Origin of the sequence: Mitsuokella jalaludinii DSM 13811, from assembly GCF_000702905.1 — a bacterium.
Lineage (GTDB): Bacteria > Bacillota > Negativicutes > Selenomonadales > Selenomonadaceae > Mitsuokella > Mitsuokella jalaludinii.
This window is the reverse complement of sequence record NZ_JNKR01000022.1, coordinates 1-21,008: the sequence shown is the minus strand read 5'-3', so window position 1 is coordinate 21,008 and position 21,008 is coordinate 1. Positions and strand designations below refer to the sequence as shown.

The window sequence follows — 21,008 nt, the reverse complement described above, 5'->3', positions numbered from 1 at the left end:
ATGGACGATTCACAGCCATATATTACCCACTGCCTCAACCTCGTATCCCGAAGGATGTGTCCCGTATGAACTTTCACTACGCAGATAAAATCGCTTACTTCTTCATCGCCTTTTCCCTCTACCTGCTGCTGCGCGCCTTTTCCGAAGTGCACGTCGCACCGCTGACGAACATCCTGCTCTACGTCTCCATCGCCATCTCCCTGCTCGCCAGCAACATCCCGCGCGTCATCGACATCCCGCTCCACTTCGCCTACCCCGTGCGCTGCGTCGAGGTCTTCAGCTTCGGCCTAGCCGTCGTCTGCTTCCTCGTCCTCTGCATGCGCCATATGTTCATCTGAACGACTGCACTTTTACCAGCAAAAAGGCCAGGACCCCAAAAGAGGTCCTGGCCTTTTTCTATGATAAGCGATATCAAGGTCAAGCCTTGGCAGCTGCGGCTTCCCAGCCGAGTTCGAGGGCTTTCATGTTGGCCTCGACGGTGTGCGGCGGGACGCGGTTGGCGACGGCTTTCTTGATGGCGTCGAAGGAGACGATGCCGGTGAGGCGCACGAGGGCGCCGAGGGCGACGATGTTTGCAAAGAGCGGCTTGCCGACTTTCTCGATGGCAAGCTTCGTGATGGGGATGCGCACGACGTGCGGGAAGTCGGGCACATTCGGGACGAGCTGCTCATCGAGGACCAGGAGCCCCGCGGGATTGAGGTCCTTCCAGTACTTGTCGGCCGCTTTCTGCGTCATGGCCAGCACGAGGTCCGGCACGAGTACGTGCGGATGGTAGATGGGCGCATCGTCGATGATGACCTCGGATTTCGACGCGCCGCCGCGCGCCTCCGGTCCGTATGACTGCGACTGGACGGCTTCCTTGCCCTCGTCGACTGCCGCAGCCGCGAGGATGATGGCCGCCGTGATGACGCCCTGTCCGCCCGAACCGGATAATCTAAGCTGTTTCCTCATTTGTCAGCACCCCCTGCGCGTTCGATGACCTGATCGTATGCGGCATCGTAGTCGATGGCCTGCGAGCTGTAGAGGCAGCCAATCGGGAACTTGTCCTCGCGCTTCTCCTCTGACAGCTTGTCCCAGGCCGCCTTCATGACAGCGTGGTCGCGCATCCACTTGAGCATGTCAGCCGGGCTGCCCATGCGGTTCTTGCGGCCGAAGGCCGTCGGGCACTGGACCATCGCCTCAATGAACGAGAAGCCCTTGTTGTCAAGGCCATCGGCGATCATGTTCGTCATGTGCTGGACGTGGAAGGCCGTCGAGCGCGCGACATACGTCGCACCGGCCGCCTCCGCGAGCTTGCAGGCATCGAAGGTGCGGTCGACCGAGCCGTACGGAGCCGTCGTCGCCTTGGCGCCGACAGGCGTCGTCGGCGAAGCCTGGCCGCCCGTCATGCCGTAGATGTTGTTGTTGAACATGATGACCGTGAGGTCCACATTGCGGCGGCAGCCGTGGATGAAGTGATTGCCGCCAATGGCCGTGCAGTCGCCGTCGCCCGTGATGACGATGACGTTGAGGTCCGGATTGGCGAGCTTGATGCCCGTCGCGAACGGGATGGCGCGGCCGTGCGCTGTGTGCAATGTGTCAAAGTCCATGTAGCCCGAGGCGCGCGACGAGCAGCCGATGCCAGAGACGATGACCGTGTTGTCCTGCGACCAGCCCTTCTTCTCGACGGCCTGGACGATGGCCTTCATCGCGATGCCGTTGCCACAGCCGGGACACCAGAGATGCGGCAGATGATTCTGGCGGAAATATTGTTCAAAACTCCGTTCCATCACGCATTACCTCCTGCAATCATATTCTCGATGGCGGAGGTGATGTCCGCCGGTTCAAATGATTTCATGTCGTACTTGCCGCAGAGCGTGACCTTGCAGTCACTGTGCGCAGCGCGGCGCACCTCGTGGACAATCTGCCCGTAGTTGAGCTCTGCCACAAGAATGCCCTTGACCTTGGCCGAGAGCGCCTCGATGGCCTTGTCGGCAAACGGCCAGATGGTCATGAGGCGCAGCATGCCGACCTTGCGGCCCTTCTCGCGCTCCATGCGCACCGCCTCATAGGCCGTGCGCGCCGAGCCGCCGAACGAGACGACGGCGTACTCGGCATCATCCATGAAGTACGATTCCGTGTGGATGATCTCCTCACCGGCGCGCGCGATCTTCTCGTGCAGGCGGCGGATGGACGCCTCCGTGACCTCCGGGCTGCCGGACGGGAAGCCCGTATCATCGTGAATCAGGCCCGTCACGTGGATGCGGTAGCCCTGGCCGAAGTCTGCAACATTCGGCACGAGATCCTCGTCCGGCGCAAACGGCTCATAGCCCTCCGCACGCGACTTCTTCGGCTTGCGGCGCGGATAGACCTCTACATGCTCCGGCAGCTCGACCTTCTCGCGCAGATGGCCGATGACCTCGTCCATGAGCAGGATGACAGGCGTGCGGAAGCGCTCCGCGTAATTGACGGCCATGACCGTCGCATCGTACGTCTCGCGCACGCTCCACGGCGCGAGCGCGATGATAGGATGGTCGCCGTGCGTGCCCCAGCGCGCCTGCATGACATCACCCTGCGACGGCGAGGTCGGCTGGCCCGTCGACGGGCCGACGCGCTGCACATCGACGAGCACGCACGGAATCTCCGCGCAGGCAGCGTAGCCGATGAGCTCTTGCTTGAGGGAAAAGCCCGGGCCGCTCGTCGCATCCATGACCTTGCTGCCCGCCAGCGACGCGCCGAGGATGGCGCCCATGCTCGCGATCTCATCTTCCATCTGAACGAACTTGCCGCCATGCTTCGGCAGCAGGCGCGCCATCGTCTCCGCGATCTCCGTGGACGGCGTGATCGGGTAGCCGGCGAAGAAGTTGACGCCAGCTGCGATTGCACCTTCTGCGCAGGCCTCATTGCCCTGCATCAATCTCGCTTTGCTCATTGTGCTGCCTCCTTGACTCTATCCACAAAAATCGCATAATCGGGGCAGCGCAGCTCACACTGGCCGCAGCCGATGCACGCCTCCTTGTTGACGACCTGTATCTTGCCGAGCTCGCTGACCGCCAGCACGGACTTGGGGCAGAACGCCGCACAGATGCCGCAGCCCTTGCAGCGCACCGTCTTGATGGTGATCTCTGACTTCATGGTATTCCCTCCTGAAGATATCACAGCTTCATATGTGAATAATGCATGGTAACTATGTTTCTTTCGCCATATACTTTTACATCATAGCAGATAATTGCCTAAAAATCCAGCTTTATTGTAAATTTATGGTTGTATACAAGACAAATGTGCATAGAACCGAGTACAAATTCCTCTCCTATCACATCCTCTATTGGATAGTTCGCCGCCAGGAGACATTTCCCCTTCTTTTCGGCGGGCGGCAGGATTTTCCTCTACCCGTCGCCAATAATAGAGGTACACATGAGCACAATCCATGCAAGACATATACAGGGGGTTTTCTTATGCAGAGTTTTGAATTCAAGATGCCGACCGAAATCATCTTCGGACGCCATGCCGAGGACCGCGTGGCCGAGAAGCTGCGCGCGTACGGCGCGAGCCGCGTCTACATCGTCTACGGCGGCGGCAGCGTCGTCAGGAGCGGCCTGCTCTCGCGCATCGAGTGCCAGCTGACGTCAGGCGGCCTGGCCTTCCAGGTCCTCGGCGGCGTCCAGCCGAATCCGCGCGTCGCGCTCGTGCGCGAGGGCATCCGCGAGGCGCTCGCCTTCAGGGCGAACTTCATCCTCGCTGTCGGCGGCGGCAGCGTCATCGACTCGGCCAAGGCCATCGCGCACGGCGTGGCCAACCCGGGCACGGATATCTGGGATTTCTGGAGTGGCCGCGCCAAGCTCGAGAAGACGACGCCCGTCGGCTCTGTGCTGACGCTCGCAGCGGCTGGCAGTGAGACGAGCGACTCCGCCGTTCTGACGAACGAGGACACGATGCGCAAGGTCGGCCTGAACACGCCGCTCAACCGCCCGGTCCTCGCCTTCATGAACCCAGAGCTGACCTTCACCGTCCCCGAGAAGCAGCTCGTCTGCGGCGTCTCCGACATCATCATGCACACGCTCGAGCGCTACTTCACCAAGGTCAAGGAAGCCAACGTCTTCACCGACCGCGTGGCGGAAGACCTCATCAAGACCGTCATGGACGCCTCAAAGGCAGCCGTCAAGGACCGCGAGGACTACGATGCCATGAGCGAGATCATGTGGTGCGGCAGCGTCTCCCACTCCAACTTCACGGAGCTCGGCCGCGGCAAGGACTTCTCCGTCCACAAACTCGGCCACGAGCTCAGCGCCCGCTTCGACGCGACGCACGGCGCCTCGCTGACATCGCTCTGGGGCTCCTGGGCCCAGTACGTCTACCAGGATGACACGGCCCGCTTTGCGCAGTTCGCCGAGCACATCTTCGGCATCGAGGCAAGCGCGGGCACAGAGGAAGAGCGCGCCCGCCAGGGCATCGAGAAGATGGTCGCCTACTTCAAGAGTCTCGGCATGCCCGTGAGCCTGCCGGAACTCCTCGGCACCAAGCTCAACGACAGCGAGCTCTACAGCCTCGCCGACCTCGCCACGGCCGGCGACACGAAGAAGCTCGGTACCTTCCACCCGCTCAATCGCAAGGATGTCCTCGCCATCTACAAGCTTGCCAACAGATAAGAAGCGCACATGCAAAAAGCCCCGGCCCTGGATGAAAATCATCCGGGACCGGGGCTTTCTATGACTCAGGATTATCGAATTACAGTCAGTTCAAACGAACGCGATCATTTGCCAAGAGCAGCCTGACCTTTGTCGAGGAGTTCCTTGCCGCAGTGCTTGACGACGAGGCACGCGAGCGTCATCAACGCGATGGCGAGCACGAGCTGCAGGCCGTCGACGCCGATGAGGAACTTGCCGGCCATGAGCTTCATGATGCCGCCGTAAACGCTCATGACGAGCGCCGTCATCGTGACGATGAACATGAAGACCATCGGCACGTAGAGCATCCAGCCCTTGCGGTTCGTCATCTTGAGGAAGACGGCGAGCGAAATCAGGACGAGTGCGGAGAGCAGCTGGTTGGCTGCGCCGAACAGCGGCCAGATATTCATGTAGCCAGCGAGGCAGAGGCCATAGGCGAAGATGAGCGTGAGGATCGTGGAGACGTACTTGTCCATGAAGAACTTCTGCGCACCGCTTGCCTCGACGCCATCGCTCGGCTTGATCATCTCCTGGAAGGACATGCGGCCGATGCGGGCGACGGAGTCAATCGTCGTCATGCCGAGTGCCGATACGCACATCGTGATGAAGCAGGCGGAGAAGCCGGCCGGCAGGCCGAAGATGTTCGTGAAGAACGTGCTGATGCCGGCGGCAAAGATCTGGAACGGCGTGCCCTGTGCCATGACACCATTCGAGGCAGCAGCGCAGGCAATGGCCAGCGCGACGACGCCGAGCATGCACTCGCAGAGCATCGCGCCATAGCCTACTGGCAGCATATCCTTCTCATTGGCGATGGCCTTCGAAGACGTGCCGGAAGATACGAGGCTGTGGAAACCGGAGACCGCGCCGCAGGCGATTGTGATGAAGAGGATCGGGAACAGCGGCTTGCCGCTGACTTCAAAACCGACAAAAGCCGGCATATTGACCGACGGGTTGGCGGCGATGACACCGATGACGCCGCCGGCGACCATGCCGAGCAGCAGGAAGGAGCTCAGGTAATCGCGCGGCTCCATGAGCAGCCACATCGGCAGGACAGCTGCGATGAAGCAGTAGCCGAAGACGATGTAGCGCCAAGTCGGCACATCGAAGTAGAGCGGGAATTGCATGCCGACCGCGAACATCGCGATGACGAGCACGACGGCAACGATGAACTTCAGGACGCCGGACGGCTTGACCTTGCTGATGAAGATGCCGAAGCCCATAGCGACGACGATGTAGAGCATGGAAATCGTAGCGGCCTGTGCGCCCGGCGTGTTGAGCGTGCCATTGGCACCAAAGCCGTTGAACGTCTTCGCGATGATATCGGCAAAGGCTGCGATGACGAGCAGCGTGAAGAGCCAGCTGAACAGCAGGAACAGGCGGCGTCCCGTGCGGCCGACGTACTGCTCAATCAGCAGGCCCATCGACTTGCCTTCATTCTTGACCGATGCGTAGAGCGCCGTGAAATCCTGGACTGCGCCGAAGAACGCGCCGCCGATCAGGATCCAGAGGAAGGCCGGCAGCCAGCCGAACATCGCTGCGATGATTGGGCCGGTCACAGGGCCTGCGCCCGTGATGGACGAGAACTGATGTGCAAAGACCGTGAAGCGCGAGGCCGGGGAGTAATCCTGGCCATCGTTCTTGCGGACAGCCGGCGTCGGAGCCTTCGGGTCGATGCCCCAAGTCTTCGCGAGCCAGCGCCCATAGAATAAGTACGCACACGCGAACCAGACGAGTGCGATACCGACAAGCATTAATCCTGTCATATGAATCCCTCTTTCCTACCCAAATAAAGCATACAATAAATCCCGTTCGCAATGTTCGCGAACGGGACCCGTTTGTCTTCAGGCAAGATACATGCCGTCGACAAGGTCATTCGCATCGTTGCGATAAACACTTAATGGATAGTTTGTATCTTAGCACTCGATTATATAGTTGTCAACTTGTAAAGGAAAGAAGTAATTTTCAGAGTGTTTTCATTTTTGCGCGTTCCTTCTTCCAGACCCAGACGCAGCGGATGCCGGGGTGCATGTGCGGCAGCACGAAGCAACGGCTGCACGAGAGGCAGATGGACTTCTCGCCGCCAGAAAGCTCCTTCGTGACGAAATCCGGCTCGGCAATCAAAGCGCGGCCGAGCGAGACGCACGCGATGCCCGCCTCGATGACCGTCTCCATGTCCGCGAGCGAGCGCACGCCGCCGACGAGGCTCAGCGGCATGTCGGGCACCTCTTCGTGCAGGCGCTTGATCTGCGGCAGGTAGTAGAGCGTCGCCGTCTTCGGCTGATTGATGAAGTCAACGCCCGAGAACTCGACGAGCTCGACGCCGAGTGCCTTCGCGCGCTGCAGCAGCCAGACCATGTCGCGGTGATAGCCCTCGGCATCCTCCGCCTTCGTGTCGACATTGACCTTGAGCAGCACCGGGAAGTCCTCACCACAGGCCTCTTGGATGCCGCGGATGATCTCCTCCGTCATGCGGAAGCGGTTCTCGATGGTACCGCCGTATGCGTCCTCGCGCTGGTTGAACGTCGGGTCGAGGAAGCGCGAGAGCAGGTACGAGTGGGCCGCATGGAGCTGGACGCCGTCGCAGCCAGATTGCTGCAGGCGCTTTGCCGCTTCAATGAAGCACTGCTCGATGTGGTGGATCTCCCCCACCGTCAGCGCGCGCGCATGGCGGCCCTTCTTGAGCGGGCGCGCGACGACGTCGACGAGGTCCTCGTTGTCGATGGCACGCGGGCCAGCGTGGTTGATCTGCGGGATGAAGCGCACATCGTGCGCATGGGCAATCGCGACAGCCTTGCGGAACTGGTCCGTAAAGCAGTCCTCGTAGATGTTGACCTGTTCTGGATTGGCGCGGCCCAGCGGGTCTACGCAGCAGTGGCCCGTGATGATCGTGCCGATGCCGTTCTTCGCCAGTACCTCATACATGTTGTATTCGGCCGCCGTCATGTAGCCGTCTTCCCCTGCGAGGAAACTGTGCACGGCCGAGCGGATGATCCGGTTCTTCAGGGCAAGGTGCTGCAGCTGCAGCGGCGTTTCGATGATGCTCATGATAACTCTCCTATGAATCCAAGATAAAAGAAAAGGGCTGTCGTTTGTCAACAGCCTCTTGCTTGTTTGATTACTGGTCGACGCGGCAGATGTCCGCGCCGAGGCCGACGAGCTTCTCGACGAGATTGTCGTAGCCGCGGTCGATGTGGTGGATGTAGCCGACCTGCGTCTCACCCTCCGCGACGAGGCCCGCGAGGACCATCGCTGCGCCGGCGCGCAGGTCCGTTGCCTTGACCTGGCAGCCATAGAGCTTCTCCACGCCCTCGACGATCGAGGTGCGGCCGTCGATCTTGATCTTCGCGCCCATGCGCTTGAGCTCGTCAACGTGCATGAAGCGATTCTCGAAGACCGTCTCCGTGACGACGCCCGTGCCCTCCGAGATGGCCATCATCGCCATGAACTGGGCCTGCATGTCCGTCGGGAAGCCCGGATACGGCATCGTCTTGATGTCGACCGACTTCGTGCGGCGGTCGCACGTCACGCGGATGCCGTTGACATCCTCCTCGATCGTCACGCCGGCTTCCTTGAGCTTGGCAATGACCGGCTTGAGGTGCTCGCTGATTGCGTTCTCGATGTAGACATCGCCGCGCGTCATCGCAGCAGCCACCATGTAGGTGCCCGCCTCGATGCGGTCCGGGATGATCGTGTAGTCGCGGCCCGTGAGCTTCGGCACACCGTCGATCTTGATGACATTCGTGCCGGCGCCGCGGATCTTCGCGCCCATGACGTTGAGGTAATTTGCGAGATCCACGATCTCCGGCTCCTGGGCCGGATTCTCGAGGACCGTCTGCCCCTCGGCCATGGAAGCCGCCATGATGATATTCTCCGTCGCGCCGACGCTCGGGAAGTCGAGGTAGATCTTCGCGCCCTTGAGGCCTTCCGGAGCAGCTGCCTCGATGAAGCCGTGGCCGACGCGGATCTCTGCGCCGAGAGCCTCGAAGCCCTTGAGGTGGAGGTCGATGGGACGCGTGCCGATGGCACAGCCGCCCGGCAGGGAAATCTTGGCCTGTCCGCAGCGAGCGAGCAGCGGTCCCATGATCAGGAAGGAGGCGCGCATCTTGCGCACGAGATCGTACGGCGCCTCGCAGCTGCCGATGACCGTGCTGTCGACAAACAGCTGATGCGTCTCCTTGCGGAACTCTGCCTTGACGCCGAGTTTCTGCAGTACCTCTGTGATCGTATGCACATCTTCAAGCGCCGGCACTTCGTCGAGAAGGCTCGGCGAATCCTGTCCGAGAAGAGTTGCCGCGATAATCGGCAGTACCGCATTCTTCGCCCCGCTGATCTTGACGCGGCCCTCCAGCCGGCGTCCGCCATGTATAACCAACTTTTCCATTTAAGTCCTTTTTCCTCCTATAGCAGCACAGCCACTTCGCCCGCTGTGCTTAAAGCATCATTTTCCAGTGTATCATCATATTCACCTGCTGACAATAGGGGGCGGTCACTTTCTCTCGACCTGCAGGGTGCTATGGATGACATTGTCGATGATATAGTTCGTCGTGAATTTCGTCTCACCCGTGTTCTCGTGCTTCGGCTGGTTCAGCGAGAACGAGAACTTGCGCTGCTGCGCGGCCTCGCGGGCCGCCTTGGCCGCCTCGCGTGCGGCCTTGCGCTGCTGCGCTGGCGTCATCACCTGGGCCTGTGCGCCAGGCGCGATGATGATCTCGTTATTGCGGCCCGTGCGCTTGAGGCCCTGGAGCTTGTCCTTCGTCGTCGCAGTCTTGTCTTCCTGCGCGATGAGGTCGAGGCCCGTCTGCTGCAGGAGCTTGAGCTGCGCGATCGGCGCGACACCGCCGCCGCGGATGTCGAGCGTCAGCGGCCCCTCATGTGCCGTCACGGGCACGCGGTACGGGATGAGCAGCGTCTCCTTATCGCGGCGGTACGGCTTGATCGTCGTCGTGAACTTGACGAGATCGCCCGGCTTGACCGTTGTCTTGTCGGGCACAGCCGAGAGGAGCGTCGCCGTCTTGCGGCCGTTCTCCATCTGCACATCGACCTGGACGTCGACGATGTCCGACTCCTGTTCCGTATTCGAGCAGACGATGCTCATGGCCTGCATGAGCTCGCCGACCGCGATCTGGCCGACGTCGGCCGTGTTGTAGAACATGTTGCTGCGCTCGAACTTGCCGCCTTCTGCCGCATTCGTGCGGATGGTGAAGTGGACATTGGCCGTGCTGCCGGCCAGCGTGTCCGACGTCTTCGTCATCGCCGCATAGGCGATGCCGCCCGAGAGCTCCGGCAGGAAGTCCTCGTCATAGGCGATGCGCGCACCGTAATCATCCGTGCGGCCGAGCGTCGTATCCTTAATGCGGACCTTGACCGGCACGACTGTCGGGAAGTCGCCGATCGTGCCCGCGATGCCCGTCTCGCGGTCCTGGCTGATGCGGCCGATGATGTTGCCGATATTCGCGATCTTCATGCCATTGCTCTGGCCGCTGATCGTGCCGACGACCGTCGCGTCCGTCATGAAGTAGTTGACGTTGCCGCGATGCAGGAACGGATGGCCGAAGCCGAGGATCTTCTTGCCGTCCACAGCCGTGACCGTGCCCGTCGCGCCGACGGCGAAATCGCCGTAGACGATGGCGACGCCGACGGCACTGCCCGGCTTGAGGCTCGCGTTGTAGAGCGTATTGCCCTCGCCTTCCGTGCGGACGCCCATCGGCATGAAGGTCACATCACGACCGACCGGCACATTCTTCTGCAGGAAGTCGATGCCCGGCTGGCTGAAGCCCGAGAGGTACATGACGGCCTTGGGCTGCTTCGTCAGGGCTTTCTCATCCTTAGCCTGAGCCTTATCCTCAGCTGCCGCAGCCGTTTTCGCGGCCGCGGCGTCCTTGACCGGAGTGGACGCTTTGGCCGCCTCGTCAACTGCTGCCTTATCTTCAGCAGTCGCGGCCTCCTCGGCAGGTGCATCCGCTGCCTCCTCGGCTTTGGCCGCATCCTTGGCGGCCGCTTGATCCGCCGTCTCTACAGCAGCAGACTTGGCTTTCTCAGCCGTTTCCTTCTCGGCTGCTTCCTGCTTGGCCTTCGTCTCCTTGGACGTGTCCTCAGCCTCGTGGATGACGTCCATGATGCGGTTGAGGATGGCATTGCCGCTTGTCTCGGCCTTCTTGTTCTCCTCTTCCTTCTCCTTAGCCGCCTGCTTCTTGCGCTCCTCGACGACCTTGTGCATGTTGACCGTCTTGAGGCGCGTCTTGTTCTTCGTGTCCGGCATCGTCCAGAGCTTCATCATGTCCTCGATCGGCGTGATGAAGAACGTGTATGGCGTCATCTCCTTGATGCCGGCCGCCACGGCGCCGACGAGGCGGCCGTTGACGTAGACGGGGCTGCCGCTCATGCCCTGCAGGATGCCGCCCGCCTGCTCAATCACGGGGCCGCGTGCGCGTGCCATGATCATGCGGGACGACCCCTTGCCATTGTCCATATTGCCCACGATGTCCACATCGAAGCTGCGGATCTCGCCCGAGCTGTCCACTACGGTATAGGCCGTGCCCGTCATGCCCCCCTTGACATCCCGGAACGGCAAGATCGGGTCCATCGCGTGGGCTGGCACAGCAGCCGTTGCGAAGCACATCGCAGCGATGCCCGTCGCGATGACCTTCTTCATGAATCTATGCAAACGTACTCACCTCGTAAACGCAAAATCAAGAATCAAATAAAATGGGAAAAATACTGTTAGTTTCCATTATAGCATACTCGTCCAGCCCTGTGCATTCCCGATTGCGAAATGTGAGCTGCTGCCAATGTCTCACTTCGCGACGAGGACCAGGGCGTCGCCGACGAGGCGCTCCTGGCCGTCCGACGGAGAGTTCTGGACCTCGCCATTCACGACGAGGTCGGACGAGCCGCCGCCGTCGAGGTTCAGCGCATCCTGCGCGCCGAACTTCACGAGCAGCCGCGCCCAGTCCGTCAGCGTCAGGCCGACGCTGTGCGACTGGCGGCCGTCGACGACAGCCAAGAGATAGCGACCGTCCTTCGTGATGCCGACAGCGCTGCGCGGCGCGCGGCCGATGCGGATGTCAGCCGGGAAGTCCTCCTCATCGACCGTCACATTGACGCGGCCGTTCGCGACGAGGCGCGGGCCGCAGCCGATGATGAAGTCCATCCCCTGCCAGCCGCCGCCGAGATTCTCCTCGATGGATACGGGGTCGCCGACCTGCACGCCGGCGAGCTCATCAGCCACCGTGCCGTGCACCGAGAGGACGACGCCGTCCGCGGGAATCGGCGAATCGTTCTGGCGGATGTCTGTGACGCGACCGCCGCGCACGATGTACTCGCGGCCGTACTCATTCGTACCCGTCGAAGCGCCATAAGCGCGATTGTAGATGACGAGACTGTCCGCGCCGCGCTCGCAGTCGACACCAGCCACGCTGACGCTGACGCCGCCCATCGTGACCATGCCGTCATACGAGATCTTGCCGAAGACAGGCGTGCCGTCTTTTCGCAGGCCGAAGGCCGAACGCGTGTAGTACGTCGTGCCGACCGTCTGGCCGTTCATCTGCGTGACGCCGAGGATGTCGCCTGCCGGTGCGAAGTACGAGGCATTGATGCCCGCGATGCCGCCAGCTCTCGCGACGATGCCGCTGACCGCTTCACGCCCCGGTATCCTGCCCTTGGCCAGGGCCGGCACGAGGCGGTAGCGCGCGGGGTCCGCCTCTAAGAGCCAAGCCGAGATCTTGCCGTAGTCGTCCCAGTATACATACGTGTGTTCCGTAAGGCCCGGCGCGATCTCCTGTACGTAGTCGCCGTCGATGGCCCCCGGCATGCCAGAGGCATTGCCCGAAGCAGGCTTGCCCAAAGATGGCTTGCTGGTGGTCGTCTTACTCGAAGCAGGCTTGCGCGAAGGCATGCTCACCGCCGTATCCGGCACGACATCGACAAAGAGCCGCGTCGGGTTCTTGAGCGTGCGGACCTGATACGTGAGTCCCGCCTTGAGCTTCATCGTCACGATGAGGTGCTTGCCCTTTTTATTGTAGGCAATCGACTCGATGCGGCTGCCCTTGGCCGGCACGGCCGCAAAGCCCTTGTACGAAGTGTCGGCGAGGTCAAGCGTCAGCGTGCGGCCGTCAGCCGAGACGGCAGTCGTGTAGGCCGGCAAATCCGTGAATTCGTAGACCACGCGGTCGTGCTCGCTGCCGCTGTGGAAGCGCATCGAGGTCAGCCCCGCCGCCATCGCGAAGCTCTGCCCCAGAAACAGCGCCGCAGCCGCAAACACAGCCGCGCGCCGAAGAATCCTGTTCATCATAGTACCCCTTCCCATATAAAAAACCTTCCTCGCACGGCGCAGATGCGCAGATGCGGGGAAGGAAAGCACAGCCTTTATTTCCCGATCTTGAGGTTCATGGCCTTGCCGTCGAACTTCGAGAACGTGTCGAGCGCCTTGCCGCAGCCGAGTGCGACGCAGGAGAGCGGGTCATCCGCAAGTGCCGTCGGGATATCCGTCTCGCGGCGGATGAGCTCGTCGAGGCCGAAGAGCAGCGCGCCGCCGCCCGTCAGGATGATGCCGCGGTCCATGATGTCCGCCGAGAGCTCCGGCGGCGTCTCCTCGAGGACCTTCTTGACGCACTCGACGATGCGCGAGACAGAAGCGCCGATGGCCTCTGCCACCTGCTTCGTCGTGATCTGCACCGTCTTCGGCAGGCCCGTCAGGAGATCGCGGCCGCGGATGTCGAGCGTCTCATCGCGCGCCTCAGGATACGCAGCGCCGACCTTGAACTTGATGTCCTCCGCCGTGCGCTCGCCGATCATGAGGTTGAACGCGCGCTTGACATAGGCGATGATGTCCGAGTCGAACTTGTCGCCGGCGATGCGCAGCGACTCGCTGTTGACGATGCCGCCGAGGCTGATGACCGCGATGTCCGTCGTGCCGCCGCCGATGTCGACGATCATCGAGCCGCACGGCTCCACGATGTCGAGACCGGCGCCGAGCGCTGCCGCGAGCGGCTCCTCGATGAGCTGCGTGTGGCGCGCGCCGGCCTGCTCAGCAGCTTCCTGCACCGCGCGCTGCTCGACCATCGTGCAGCCCGACGGGATGCAGATCATGATGCGCGGGCGGAAGACGAAACTGCGGCCGACAACCTTCTCGATGAAGTGGCGCAGCATGCTCTCCGTGATGTCGTAGTCCGCGATGACGCCCTCGCGCAGCGGGCGGATGGCGACGATGTTGCCCGGCGTGCGGCCGATCATGCGGCGCGCCTCCTCGCCGATGGCCAGCACACGGTTCGTGTCCTTGTCCACCGCGACGACAGACGGCTCGCGCAGCACGATGCCCTTGCCCTTCACATAGACCAGCACGTTGGCTGTGCCAAGGTCGATGCCGATATCCATTGACATACCAAACATTTTATTGAAATCCCCTTCCAACCGATAAAAGAATGATATCATACCTTCTGAAAAGATTATGGCAGAACTGGCTGAAAAGCAGCGGGAAAACAGCCGCCGCGCCAGTCGATGCCTCTTTTCTATTGATATACTATATAATAATTCGCGCGCTTTTACAATGGGGGAAACAGGCGAAAAAGACAGAAACATGACCATTTGCGGCAGGCACAGCACCAATTTGCAAAATTTCATGTTATTTACGATAACTTACGGTAATTTGGTGAAGAATTTCTCTTTTGCTTCTAAAAAAGACGCATTGACAAGGACGAAACAGGATGATACGATAAGATTGCTGACTTCCAGCTCGCACAGGTAGATCCGAAGAAATAGAAGCGATGGCCGAGGCCATCGCTTTTTTGCAGTGAAAACTCAAGAACAAAAGGAGATTTATCCATGAAAAAAGCAATCGCCATCCTGCTCATCATCGTCGCGGCCTTTCTCGGCACGCTGCTCTACTTCCACGCGCACGACACGCGCACGGCCGACAGTCTCTCGGCCTATGCGCGCATCGAGTTCACGGGCCTGCGCGGCTCTGACGGCTCGGCGACGAGCGCCCACTTCACCGTCTGGGATACGCGCTACGACGGCGCCAAGGCCGACTCCAAGGTCACGCTCGTGACCGACTCCAAGGAGTGGCCGCTGATCGCCTCCGTCAAGCAAAAGGACGCTGGCTCCTTCCAGAAAGAGAACGAGATTTCCGTCTTCCTGCCGGCCACCACGCTCGACGACATCAAGAAGGCCACGACCGTCCGCTTCCGCTACAGCTACAAGGACGGCCAGACGATCGACCTGCCGCTCAATGACGCCGACCTCGCCTACTGGAAGGGCCAGGTCGAGTAAGCCATCGGCTGCATACATGACATAAAAAGAGCATCCCCGCAGTGGGATGCTCTTTTTATGCAATCAATCAGCCTTTATAGACGCGCGGCACGCGCGGCGAGATCAGGCAGGTGACCTCGTAGTTGATGGTGTTGAGCCACTTGGCCGCCGTGTCGGCCGTGACCGTCTCATCGCCGAAAAGCACGGCCGTGTCGCCCTCCTTGACGTCCGGCAGATCCGTGACATCGACCATGACCTGGTCCATGCAGACGCGGCCCGCAATCGGCGCCTTGCGTCCGCCGAACGAGACGTAGCCGCCGTTGCCGTAAGCGCGAATGTAGCCGTCGGCATAGCCGATTGGCAGTGTCGCGATGCGGCTCTCGCGCGCGGCGATGAACTGGCGGCCGTAGCCAATGCTCTCGCCCGGATGCAGGTTCTTCGTAAAGACGACCTTGGCGCAGACCTTCATGACCGGGCGGATGTCAATCGGATGCGTGACCTCGTCCGACGGCCACATGCCGTACTGGATGACGCCGGCGCGCACCATGTCGTAGTGGGCTTCCGGGATCTCGAGGATGGCCGCCGACTCCGCGATATGGCGGATCTTCAGCGTCACGCCAGCCTCCTCGACCGCCTTCAAGGCCTGCTCAAACTTCACGAGCTGCCCCTTCGTGTACGTCTTGTCCTTGCTGTCCGCCATCGCAAAGTGGGAGAACATGCCCTCGATCTCGATGTTCGGCAGCTGCTTGACCGCCGCGGCCAGGGCGCCGATCTCCTCAGGGCGGATGCCGATGCGGCCCATGCCTGTCTCGACCTTGAGGTGCACCTTTGCCACCTTGTGCTGGCGCACGGCCTCGCGCGAGATGGCCTCTGCGAGCGGCAGCTCACAGACGACCTGCGTGACATCGTAGTCGACGATGTCGCGCGCCTCGTCCGGCAGCACAAGGCCGAGGAGCAGGATCGGCGTCGTGAAGCCCGCCTCGCGCAGCTCGATAGCCTCGCCGAGCGTCGCCACCGCGAGATACGAGGCCCCCGCCTCCACCGCGACGCGCGCGACAGCCAGAGCACCGTGGCCGTAGGCGTCTGCCTTGACGACCGCACAGAGCTTCGCCCCGCCGCGAATGTTCTTCTTGATTTCTTCGTAATTATGTCTCAGGGCGCGAAGATCGATCTCCGCCCAGGCTGCACGGTTTGGCATGAAATATCCCCTTTTCTCGTACCGAGTCAGATTCTCTTTTCAGTTTACTACACGCCATCGAAAAGTCAAGCATGGATGTCGGCAACAAAAAAGGCCTCCGCCGAAACGGAGGTCTTTTGATTGCGATGAAAATCTGCTAATCGAAGGATTAGAAGAACATCTCGATACGGCCGAAGAGGTTCTCGATCTTATTGTCCGTAAGGAGATCCTTACCGTTGCCATAGCGCAGCGTTGCAACAACGTTCTTGAACGGAGCGTAGTTCGTGCCGACTTCCCAGCCCTTCTGACCAGCGAGGATTACATCGAACGTGGAGAACAGATCCGTGTTCTGGCCGAGGTAGCGGTAAGCTGCCCAAGCACCCCAAGTGCCCTTGTTCTCAGCCTCAGCACCCTTGTAGCTGTACTGAGCGCTCCAAGCCTTGTCGAAGTCATCAGCCGACGTGTTGTTGGCATAGAAGCCGTTCAGGGCATTCGTCTTATCGAAGCGATAAGCAGCCTTTGCGAGCCAGATATTGGCATTATCTTCGTTCTGATACTTCTCAGCCTTCGTATCAACGCGATACTGGAAGGTATCAGAATTCAGATGATGGTAGTCAACACCGCCGACGAACTTGCCATCGCCATAGCCGAGGCCAGCGTACTGGTAGTTAGCCGTCTTCTCGCCAACTTTGAACTTCTGCGTGAAGTCACTGTCGTTGTCCATGTTCTGGCGGCCAGCACCAGCCGTGAACGTTACCTTGTTGCCGAACTGGACTTCAGCGCCGGAGAACGAGGTATCAAAGATGCTGTCGCTATCAATCTGAGCGAACTTACCGAGTTTGACCTGGAAGTTGTCGTAGTTGCCCTGAGCCCAAACGCGCTTGAGCGTAACATCTGTATCCTGATAGCTGTCCTTACCATGCTCACTGTGGACATCGTCGCGGTCCTTTGCAAGATCCGTTGAAGCATCGAGACGTGCATTTACATGCCAATGGCTGTTGACTTCAGCGCTCGGCTCGAGGCGGAACAGGAGCTGATCATCGTTCGTCTTCGTGTTTGCATCCTTGTCGCGATGGCTGTAGTACGTGTACTCAGCCTTGCCGTTCCACTTAACCATGTCAGCGTTGCGCTCGAGGTTGCTTACGCGGACGCCGAGGTTGTTGAGCTCATCGGAGAACTCAGCAGCGAGTTTGTCGATCAGGGCCTTATCAGCAGCGGAGACATCCGTCTTTGCCATAGCCTTTGCGATCATCTGAGCCATCTCATAACGCGTGATGTTCTGGTTGCCACGGAACGTCGTGTCGCCATAGCCTTCGATGACGCCATCAGCTGCGAGCTGGGATACAGCGTCGTAAGCCCAATGGTCAGCCGGTACATCGGAGAACGGGTTTGCAGCAGCAAACGTCGTGCTAGCAGCGCCAACAACGAGAGCCGTCGTCAGAGCGGATACGAGAGTCTTTTTCATAAAGAACTCCTCCTTCAAAAAATAGAATGAAACGTTACGTCCTAGTTCTATCGGAGGATTCCTCATGAGTGTCCATGTTTCCTCAGTCTCTTCCTTCGATTTCCCTTCGGACAAGATTATTATAGCAGATATAAATTTTTTCGTCAAATTAGATACTGCTGAGAGATATGCCAGTGAACGTACTCCCGCCTATAGAGGCGGGAGCTTCCTGCTTCAACGAGAACAGCGCCACGGACTCCAAAGAGTTGCGGCGGCTTACAATCTCTCCACAGGCGTAGATTCCCGTGCGACCCACGGTATTTTATGGATTACGTCAGGCAGATATCCGCCTGGCTTCTTCTCGGATATTTATGGCAGCGTTCTTATCGCGATTATGGTGACTGCCACATTTAGGGCAATCCCATTCCCTTACAGATAAGTCCTTGGTTTCGTGGTTCTGATATCCGCAAACATGGCACAGTTGGCTGCTTGGATACCACTTGTCTATCTTGATAAGCTTTTTGCCTTGCCAAGCCAATTTATATTCCAACATGTTCGTGAACATATTCCAGCCATTGTCAGCTACGGATTTGCCAAAGCTGAACTTGCCACCCTTTTTCCGCTTTGCCATCGCTTTGACGCTGATATCCTCAATGCCAATGACATCATAGCGGTCTGCGAGGTAGCGAGCCTTCTTATGCAGGAAATCCCGGCGTTGATTGGCCACTTTCTCATGGAGAATAGCTACACGCAGCCTTTGTTTTTCTCTGTTATGACTTTCTTTCTGCTTTTGGGATAGCTTCCGCTGTGCCTTAGCCAGTCTCTTCTCTGCCTTTCGCAGGAAATCGGGATACTTAGCCTCATCCTCATCGGAAGCCACATACAAGCTGTGCATCGCAAAATCCAGGCCCAGGAAGGTCTTCGGTATGACAGGGAGTATTTGGTTTTCATACTCCACCAGCATACTGATATAGTACTTTCCGGATGGCGTCTTGCTGATGGTCACGGTCTTTATGATACTGTTCTCCGGCAAGGGACGATGTTGGCATAATTTCACCCAACCGACTTTCGGCAGTTTCACCTTATGGCCCCCGATTCGGACAGAGCCTTTCTGGTTGTTCGTGGAATACGAAGCACGACGATTCTTCTTGGACTTGAAGCGCGGCTTGCCGAAATGCTTGCTATCATTCCAAAAGTTATTATAGGCCTTATTCAGGTTCATTTGGGCATTGGCAAGGGCTAAACTATCCACTTCTTTCAGCCAAGGGAATTCTTCCTTGTACTGCGCAGGCGTGTTATGTAGCTTTTTGCCTGTTTCCTTGTAATAGTCAAGGCGGTCACTCAACATTTTATTATAGATGAATCGGACACAGCCGAAAGTCTTGGCAAACATAATTTTTTGTTCAGTTGTTGGATAGAGTCTGTATCGGTATGCCTTATTCACTATAATCTCACCTGCCTTGAACAAGTAAATCTATAGAATACCTCATCACTTACACTTCCATGTTAATTCGTATTTCTCCTGGTATTATATCATATGTATCAAAGATTAGAATCAGGCAACAAGCAACCAACAAAAAAAGAACGATGCATCGAGAAAATTTTTCTCTTTGCATCGTTCTTTTTCCTATCCGTTATTTAATGGTTCGTTGAGCTTATTTATTTTTGTTTTCTTTGACTATGCGAACACGCTGAATCGTCGGATTGCCTGCTTTGTCTTTTGCTATCGTATCGACAGTGAAGTATTCTAATTCATGCGAGAATTCGCTGAGGATCTTGTCGGACAAGACAGCGCCTTTTGTCATGGCACGATACAAGATAGCTGCAAATTCATACCGCGTCATCGGGCGGTCTCCGGCAAAGTTGCCATCCGGATAGCCTTCGATCATGCCGTTGCCGGCCAGCTGTGCTACGTATTCGTAAGCCCAGTGATTCTGCGGTACATCCGGGAAGAGCTGCAGCTTGGATGTATCTATCTTCTTACCTGCATTGGCATCGAGCATGGCTGACTTCATAGCTTCCAATTCACCGCGCAGTTCTTTAATTTCCTTCGCCATCGCTACACGAGAAGTCGATACATGACTGCTTCCGGAACCTAGTTTGAAGCTTACGCCGGCATTAACCATGTTTTCGCCATTACCAAAGGTACCGCCTACAGAGAACATCGTGTCTTCATTCGGACGATAGTATGCCCCAACAGCAGCTGCATTGGCGCCGCGGTAGTTGCCATAGCCTGCCGCAAAGTCCCACTTCGCATCCGGATCAAAATCCAATGGATGTAATGCTGCCAAAGCCGCAGCACCGGCACCGACTTTGTTGACACGGTTGTCGAGGTTGCTGATAGAATGGCTCAGTGACGAAATGTTGGTTGCGTTGTTGGCAATCGCCTGGTTCGTTTCATAGAGCTGGCTACCATTTACAGCGTCCTTGGAGGTTGCGCTGAGTTCACCTGCAGCAACATTGGTAACCTTTTGGTCATTAGCATTCAGGCCTTTATCGCTGATATAGGTCTTGCCGCCAACTTTTACGCCTTCATCGCTGATGGAGGTCTTGCCTGCGGTTACAGCAGTTGCAGATACGCTAACCTTATTGCCAACCTTCAGGCCGTCTTTGTTCATTACAGTTTGGTCAGCTTTAAAGGTATTGGCGGTTACGCTTTCAACAGTGATATCCTTTTTCAAAGCCACATTGTAGTTTTTGCTACCGTCAGTATTAGTTCCCGGAGTTACAGTAATGTTATCACCCTGGGTTACAGTAGTGTGCTTAGCTGCAGTTGCTGCTACGTCCTTCAACGCCTGGTCAAGCTTGCCGATAGAAGTAGTTGTGTTTTCGCCATTAGTAACATAATTACCCTTGCCGCCTTCTACATAGTTCAGGTCACCAACCTTGTTGTTCAACTTCTGGTTCAGGTTGTTTACAGCGTCAACAACGGTAGTATGGCTGCCGTTTTGGTTCTTAATATCGCTGTCAATATTATTAACCTCGCCTACGTCACTTGCTTTGGCTACGTCGGTAATGGTTACAGTACCGGTTACCTTACCTTCTTTATTAACAATATCCATAGATACGCCCTGAGATTTATTGCCAGTGCTGTCAGTTACTTCGCCAACTGCATAGTTGCCACTCTTAATATGCGTATCGTTAGCTGCAACATAATCCGTCAGCTGGCCTACGTTTACAGCATCGGTCTTTTCAACGCCTGCTGCTACGCCAGTAATCTTGCCATCCTTGTTAATGGTAACCTTGTTGTTAAGCTTAATGCCGCCATCTGCAAAGCTAATGCTGCCTGCGCCTTCACCTGCGCCGATGATGGATTTGATATCCTTCAGCTCATCGTTCACATCAACCTTGTATTCCAGATGACCATCAGCAGTAGTCACAGGGTTCACTGTTGTATTTTTGCCGTTAGATAAGGTGGTATGTTTACCTGCTTCGGTTGCTACTGCATGCAGTTGGCTACCGTTTACTGCGTCGGTAGAGGTTTCGGTAATTGCACCTG

18 protein-coding genes are annotated in these 21,008 nt (G+C 58.2%); 4 read left to right on the top strand and 14 right to left on the bottom strand.

Features of this window, described 5'->3' with window-relative positions; all coding sequences use genetic code 11:
- Positions 1-65: 65 nt before the first annotated feature.
- Entirely contained in the window at positions 66-338 is a 273-nt protein-coding gene (locus T518_RS09445; protein WP_036378480.1) for a hypothetical protein, read from the top strand.
- 79 nt (positions 339-417) lie between these two features.
- Here the strand turns inward: T518_RS09445 and T518_RS09440 are convergent, their stop codons facing one another.
- Genes T518_RS09440 through T518_RS09425 form a run of 4 tightly spaced genes read right to left on the bottom strand, consistent with a single transcriptional unit; the run spans position 418 to position 3,114 of the window.
- Positions 418-951, bottom strand: coding sequence for a 2-oxoacid:acceptor oxidoreductase family protein (locus T518_RS09440; RefSeq protein WP_036378479.1), 534 nt, complete (start codon positions 949-951; stop codon positions 418-420).
- Positions 948-1,769, bottom strand: coding sequence for a 2-oxoacid:ferredoxin oxidoreductase subunit beta (locus T518_RS09435; RefSeq protein WP_036378478.1), 822 nt, complete (start codon positions 1,767-1,769; stop codon positions 948-950). The genes T518_RS09440 and T518_RS09435 overlap by 4 nt, the downstream gene beginning before the upstream one ends.
- Complete coding sequence (locus tag T518_RS09430) at positions 1,769-2,911, bottom strand: 2-oxoacid:acceptor oxidoreductase subunit alpha (RefSeq protein WP_036378477.1); 1,143 nt, start codon at positions 2,909-2,911, stop codon at positions 1,769-1,771. Before T518_RS09430 ends, T518_RS09435 begins: the two co-directional genes overlap by 1 nt.
- The gene (locus tag T518_RS09425; protein ID WP_036378476.1) at positions 2,908-3,114 is read right to left on the bottom strand and encodes a 4Fe-4S binding protein; all 207 of its coding nucleotides are present in this window, start codon (positions 3,112-3,114) and stop codon (positions 2,908-2,910) included. Before T518_RS09425 ends, T518_RS09430 begins: the two co-directional genes overlap by 4 nt.
- A gap of 320 nt (positions 3,115-3,434) precedes the next feature.
- On the opposite strand from T518_RS09425, the gene T518_RS09420 reads away from it, so the two are divergent.
- Positions 3,435-4,625, top strand: a complete 1,191-nt coding sequence (locus T518_RS09420; RefSeq protein WP_036378475.1) for an iron-containing alcohol dehydrogenase — start codon at positions 3,435-3,437, stop codon at positions 4,623-4,625.
- Positions 4,626-4,729: 104 nt separating this feature from the next.
- Here T518_RS09420 and T518_RS09415 read toward each other — a convergent pair whose 3' ends face one another.
- The 6 genes from T518_RS09415 to mreB all read right to left on the bottom strand — a co-directional run bounded on the left by T518_RS09415 (position 4,730) and on the right by mreB (position 14,030).
- Positions 4,730-6,406 (bottom strand): carbon starvation CstA family protein, encoded by a 1,677-nt coding sequence (locus tag T518_RS09415; RefSeq protein ID WP_036378474.1) that lies wholly within the window; start codon positions 6,404-6,406, stop codon positions 4,730-4,732.
- Positions 6,407-6,605: 199 nt separating this feature from the next.
- Complete coding sequence (locus T518_RS09410; RefSeq protein ID WP_036378473.1) at positions 6,606-7,688, bottom strand: NADH:flavin oxidoreductase; 1,083 nt, start codon at positions 7,686-7,688, stop codon at positions 6,606-6,608.
- A gap of 70 nt (positions 7,689-7,758) precedes the next feature.
- Positions 7,759-9,024 carry a UDP-N-acetylglucosamine 1-carboxyvinyltransferase gene (murA, locus tag T518_RS09405; RefSeq protein WP_036378472.1) on the bottom strand — a complete coding sequence of 422 codons (1,266 nt, stop codon included), beginning with the start codon at positions 9,022-9,024 and terminating at the stop codon, positions 7,759-7,761.
- 105 nt (positions 9,025-9,129) lie between these two features.
- Complete coding sequence (locus T518_RS09400) at positions 9,130-11,295, bottom strand: SpoIVB peptidase S55 domain-containing protein (RefSeq protein WP_036378471.1); 2,166 nt, start codon at positions 11,293-11,295, stop codon at positions 9,130-9,132.
- Positions 11,296-11,436: 141 nt separating this feature from the next.
- The gene (locus T518_RS09395) at positions 11,437-12,930 is read right to left on the bottom strand and encodes a phosphodiester glycosidase family protein (RefSeq protein WP_072003594.1); all 1,494 of its coding nucleotides are present in this window, start codon (positions 12,928-12,930) and stop codon (positions 11,437-11,439) included.
- A gap of 77 nt (positions 12,931-13,007) precedes the next feature.
- Complete coding sequence (gene mreB, locus T518_RS09390) at positions 13,008-14,030, bottom strand: rod shape-determining protein (protein ID WP_036378469.1); 1,023 nt, start codon at positions 14,028-14,030, stop codon at positions 13,008-13,010.
- Positions 14,031-14,088: 58 nt separating this feature from the next.
- On the opposite strand from mreB, the gene T518_RS12110 reads away from it, so the two are divergent.
- Positions 14,089-14,385, top strand: coding sequence for a hypothetical protein (locus tag T518_RS12110; protein ID WP_162177228.1), 297 nt, complete (start codon positions 14,089-14,091; stop codon positions 14,383-14,385).
- 77 nt (positions 14,386-14,462) lie between these two features.
- Positions 14,463-14,909 carry a hypothetical protein gene (locus tag T518_RS09385; protein WP_036378468.1) on the top strand — a complete coding sequence of 149 codons (447 nt, stop codon included), beginning with the start codon at positions 14,463-14,465 and terminating at the stop codon, positions 14,907-14,909.
- Positions 14,910-14,976: 67 nt separating this feature from the next.
- On the opposite strand, the gene alr is transcribed toward T518_RS09385, so the two are convergent.
- From alr to T518_RS11450, 4 genes are all read right to left on the bottom strand, one after another.
- A complete protein-coding gene (gene alr / locus T518_RS09380; protein ID WP_036378467.1) occupies positions 14,977-16,086 on the bottom strand; it encodes an alanine racemase in 1,110 nt (369 codons plus the stop codon).
- 148 nt (positions 16,087-16,234) lie between these two features.
- Positions 16,235-17,530, bottom strand: coding sequence for an S-layer homology domain-containing protein (locus tag T518_RS09375; protein WP_036378466.1), 1,296 nt, complete (start codon positions 17,528-17,530; stop codon positions 16,235-16,237).
- A gap of 313 nt (positions 17,531-17,843) precedes the next feature.
- Entirely contained in the window at positions 17,844-18,953 is a 1,110-nt protein-coding gene (locus T518_RS09370) for an RNA-guided endonuclease TnpB family protein (RefSeq protein WP_278742594.1), read from the bottom strand.
- A gap of 211 nt (positions 18,954-19,164) precedes the next feature.
- On the bottom strand, positions 19,165-21,008 hold a 1,844-nt coding region (locus T518_RS11450), incomplete at its 5' end, for an S-layer homology domain-containing protein (protein ID WP_051652281.1).

Coding starts and splice junctions, on each gene's coding strand:
- murA (WP_036378472.1), bottom strand. CDS start 9,024: ATGGAAAAGTTGGTTATACATGGCGGACGCCGGCTGGAGGGCCGCGTC.
- T518_RS09435 (WP_036378478.1), bottom strand. CDS start 1,769: ATGGAACGGAGTTTTGAACAATATTTCCGCCAGAATCATCTGCCGCAT.
- alr (WP_036378467.1), bottom strand. CDS start 16,086: ATGCCAAACCGTGCAGCCTGGGCGGAGATCGATCTTCGCGCCCTGAGA.
- T518_RS09375 (WP_036378466.1), bottom strand. CDS start 17,530: ATGAAAAAGACTCTCGTATCCGCTCTGACGACGGCTCTCGTTGTTGGC.
- T518_RS09410 (WP_036378473.1), bottom strand. CDS start 7,688: ATGAGCATCATCGAAACGCCGCTGCAGCTGCAGCACCTTGCCCTGAAG.
- T518_RS09425 (WP_036378476.1), bottom strand. CDS start 3,114: ATGAAGTCAGAGATCACCATCAAGACGGTGCGCTGCAAGGGCTGCGGC.
- T518_RS09430 (WP_036378477.1), bottom strand. CDS start 2,911: ATGAGCAAAGCGAGATTGATGCAGGGCAATGAGGCCTGCGCAGAAGGT.
- T518_RS12110 (WP_162177228.1), top strand. CDS start 14,089: ATGGCAGAACTGGCTGAAAAGCAGCGGGAAAACAGCCGCCGCGCCAGT.
- T518_RS09415 (WP_036378474.1), bottom strand. CDS start 6,406: ATGACAGGATTAATGCTTGTCGGTATCGCACTCGTCTGGTTCGCGTGT.
- T518_RS09445 (WP_036378480.1), top strand. CDS start 66: ATGAACTTTCACTACGCAGATAAAATCGCTTACTTCTTCATCGCCTTT.
- T518_RS09395 (WP_072003594.1), bottom strand. CDS start 12,930: ATGAACAGGATTCTTCGGCGCGCGGCTGTGTTTGCGGCTGCGGCGCTG.
- mreB (WP_036378469.1), bottom strand. CDS start 14,030: ATGTTTGGTATGTCAATGGATATCGGCATCGACCTTGGCACAGCCAAC.
- T518_RS09400 (WP_036378471.1), bottom strand. CDS start 11,295: ATGAAGAAGGTCATCGCGACGGGCATCGCTGCGATGTGCTTCGCAACG.
- T518_RS09385 (WP_036378468.1), top strand. CDS start 14,463: ATGAAAAAAGCAATCGCCATCCTGCTCATCATCGTCGCGGCCTTTCTC.
- T518_RS09440 (WP_036378479.1), bottom strand. CDS start 951: ATGAGGAAACAGCTTAGATTATCCGGTTCGGGCGGACAGGGCGTCATC.
- T518_RS09420 (WP_036378475.1), top strand. CDS start 3,435: ATGCAGAGTTTTGAATTCAAGATGCCGACCGAAATCATCTTCGGACGC.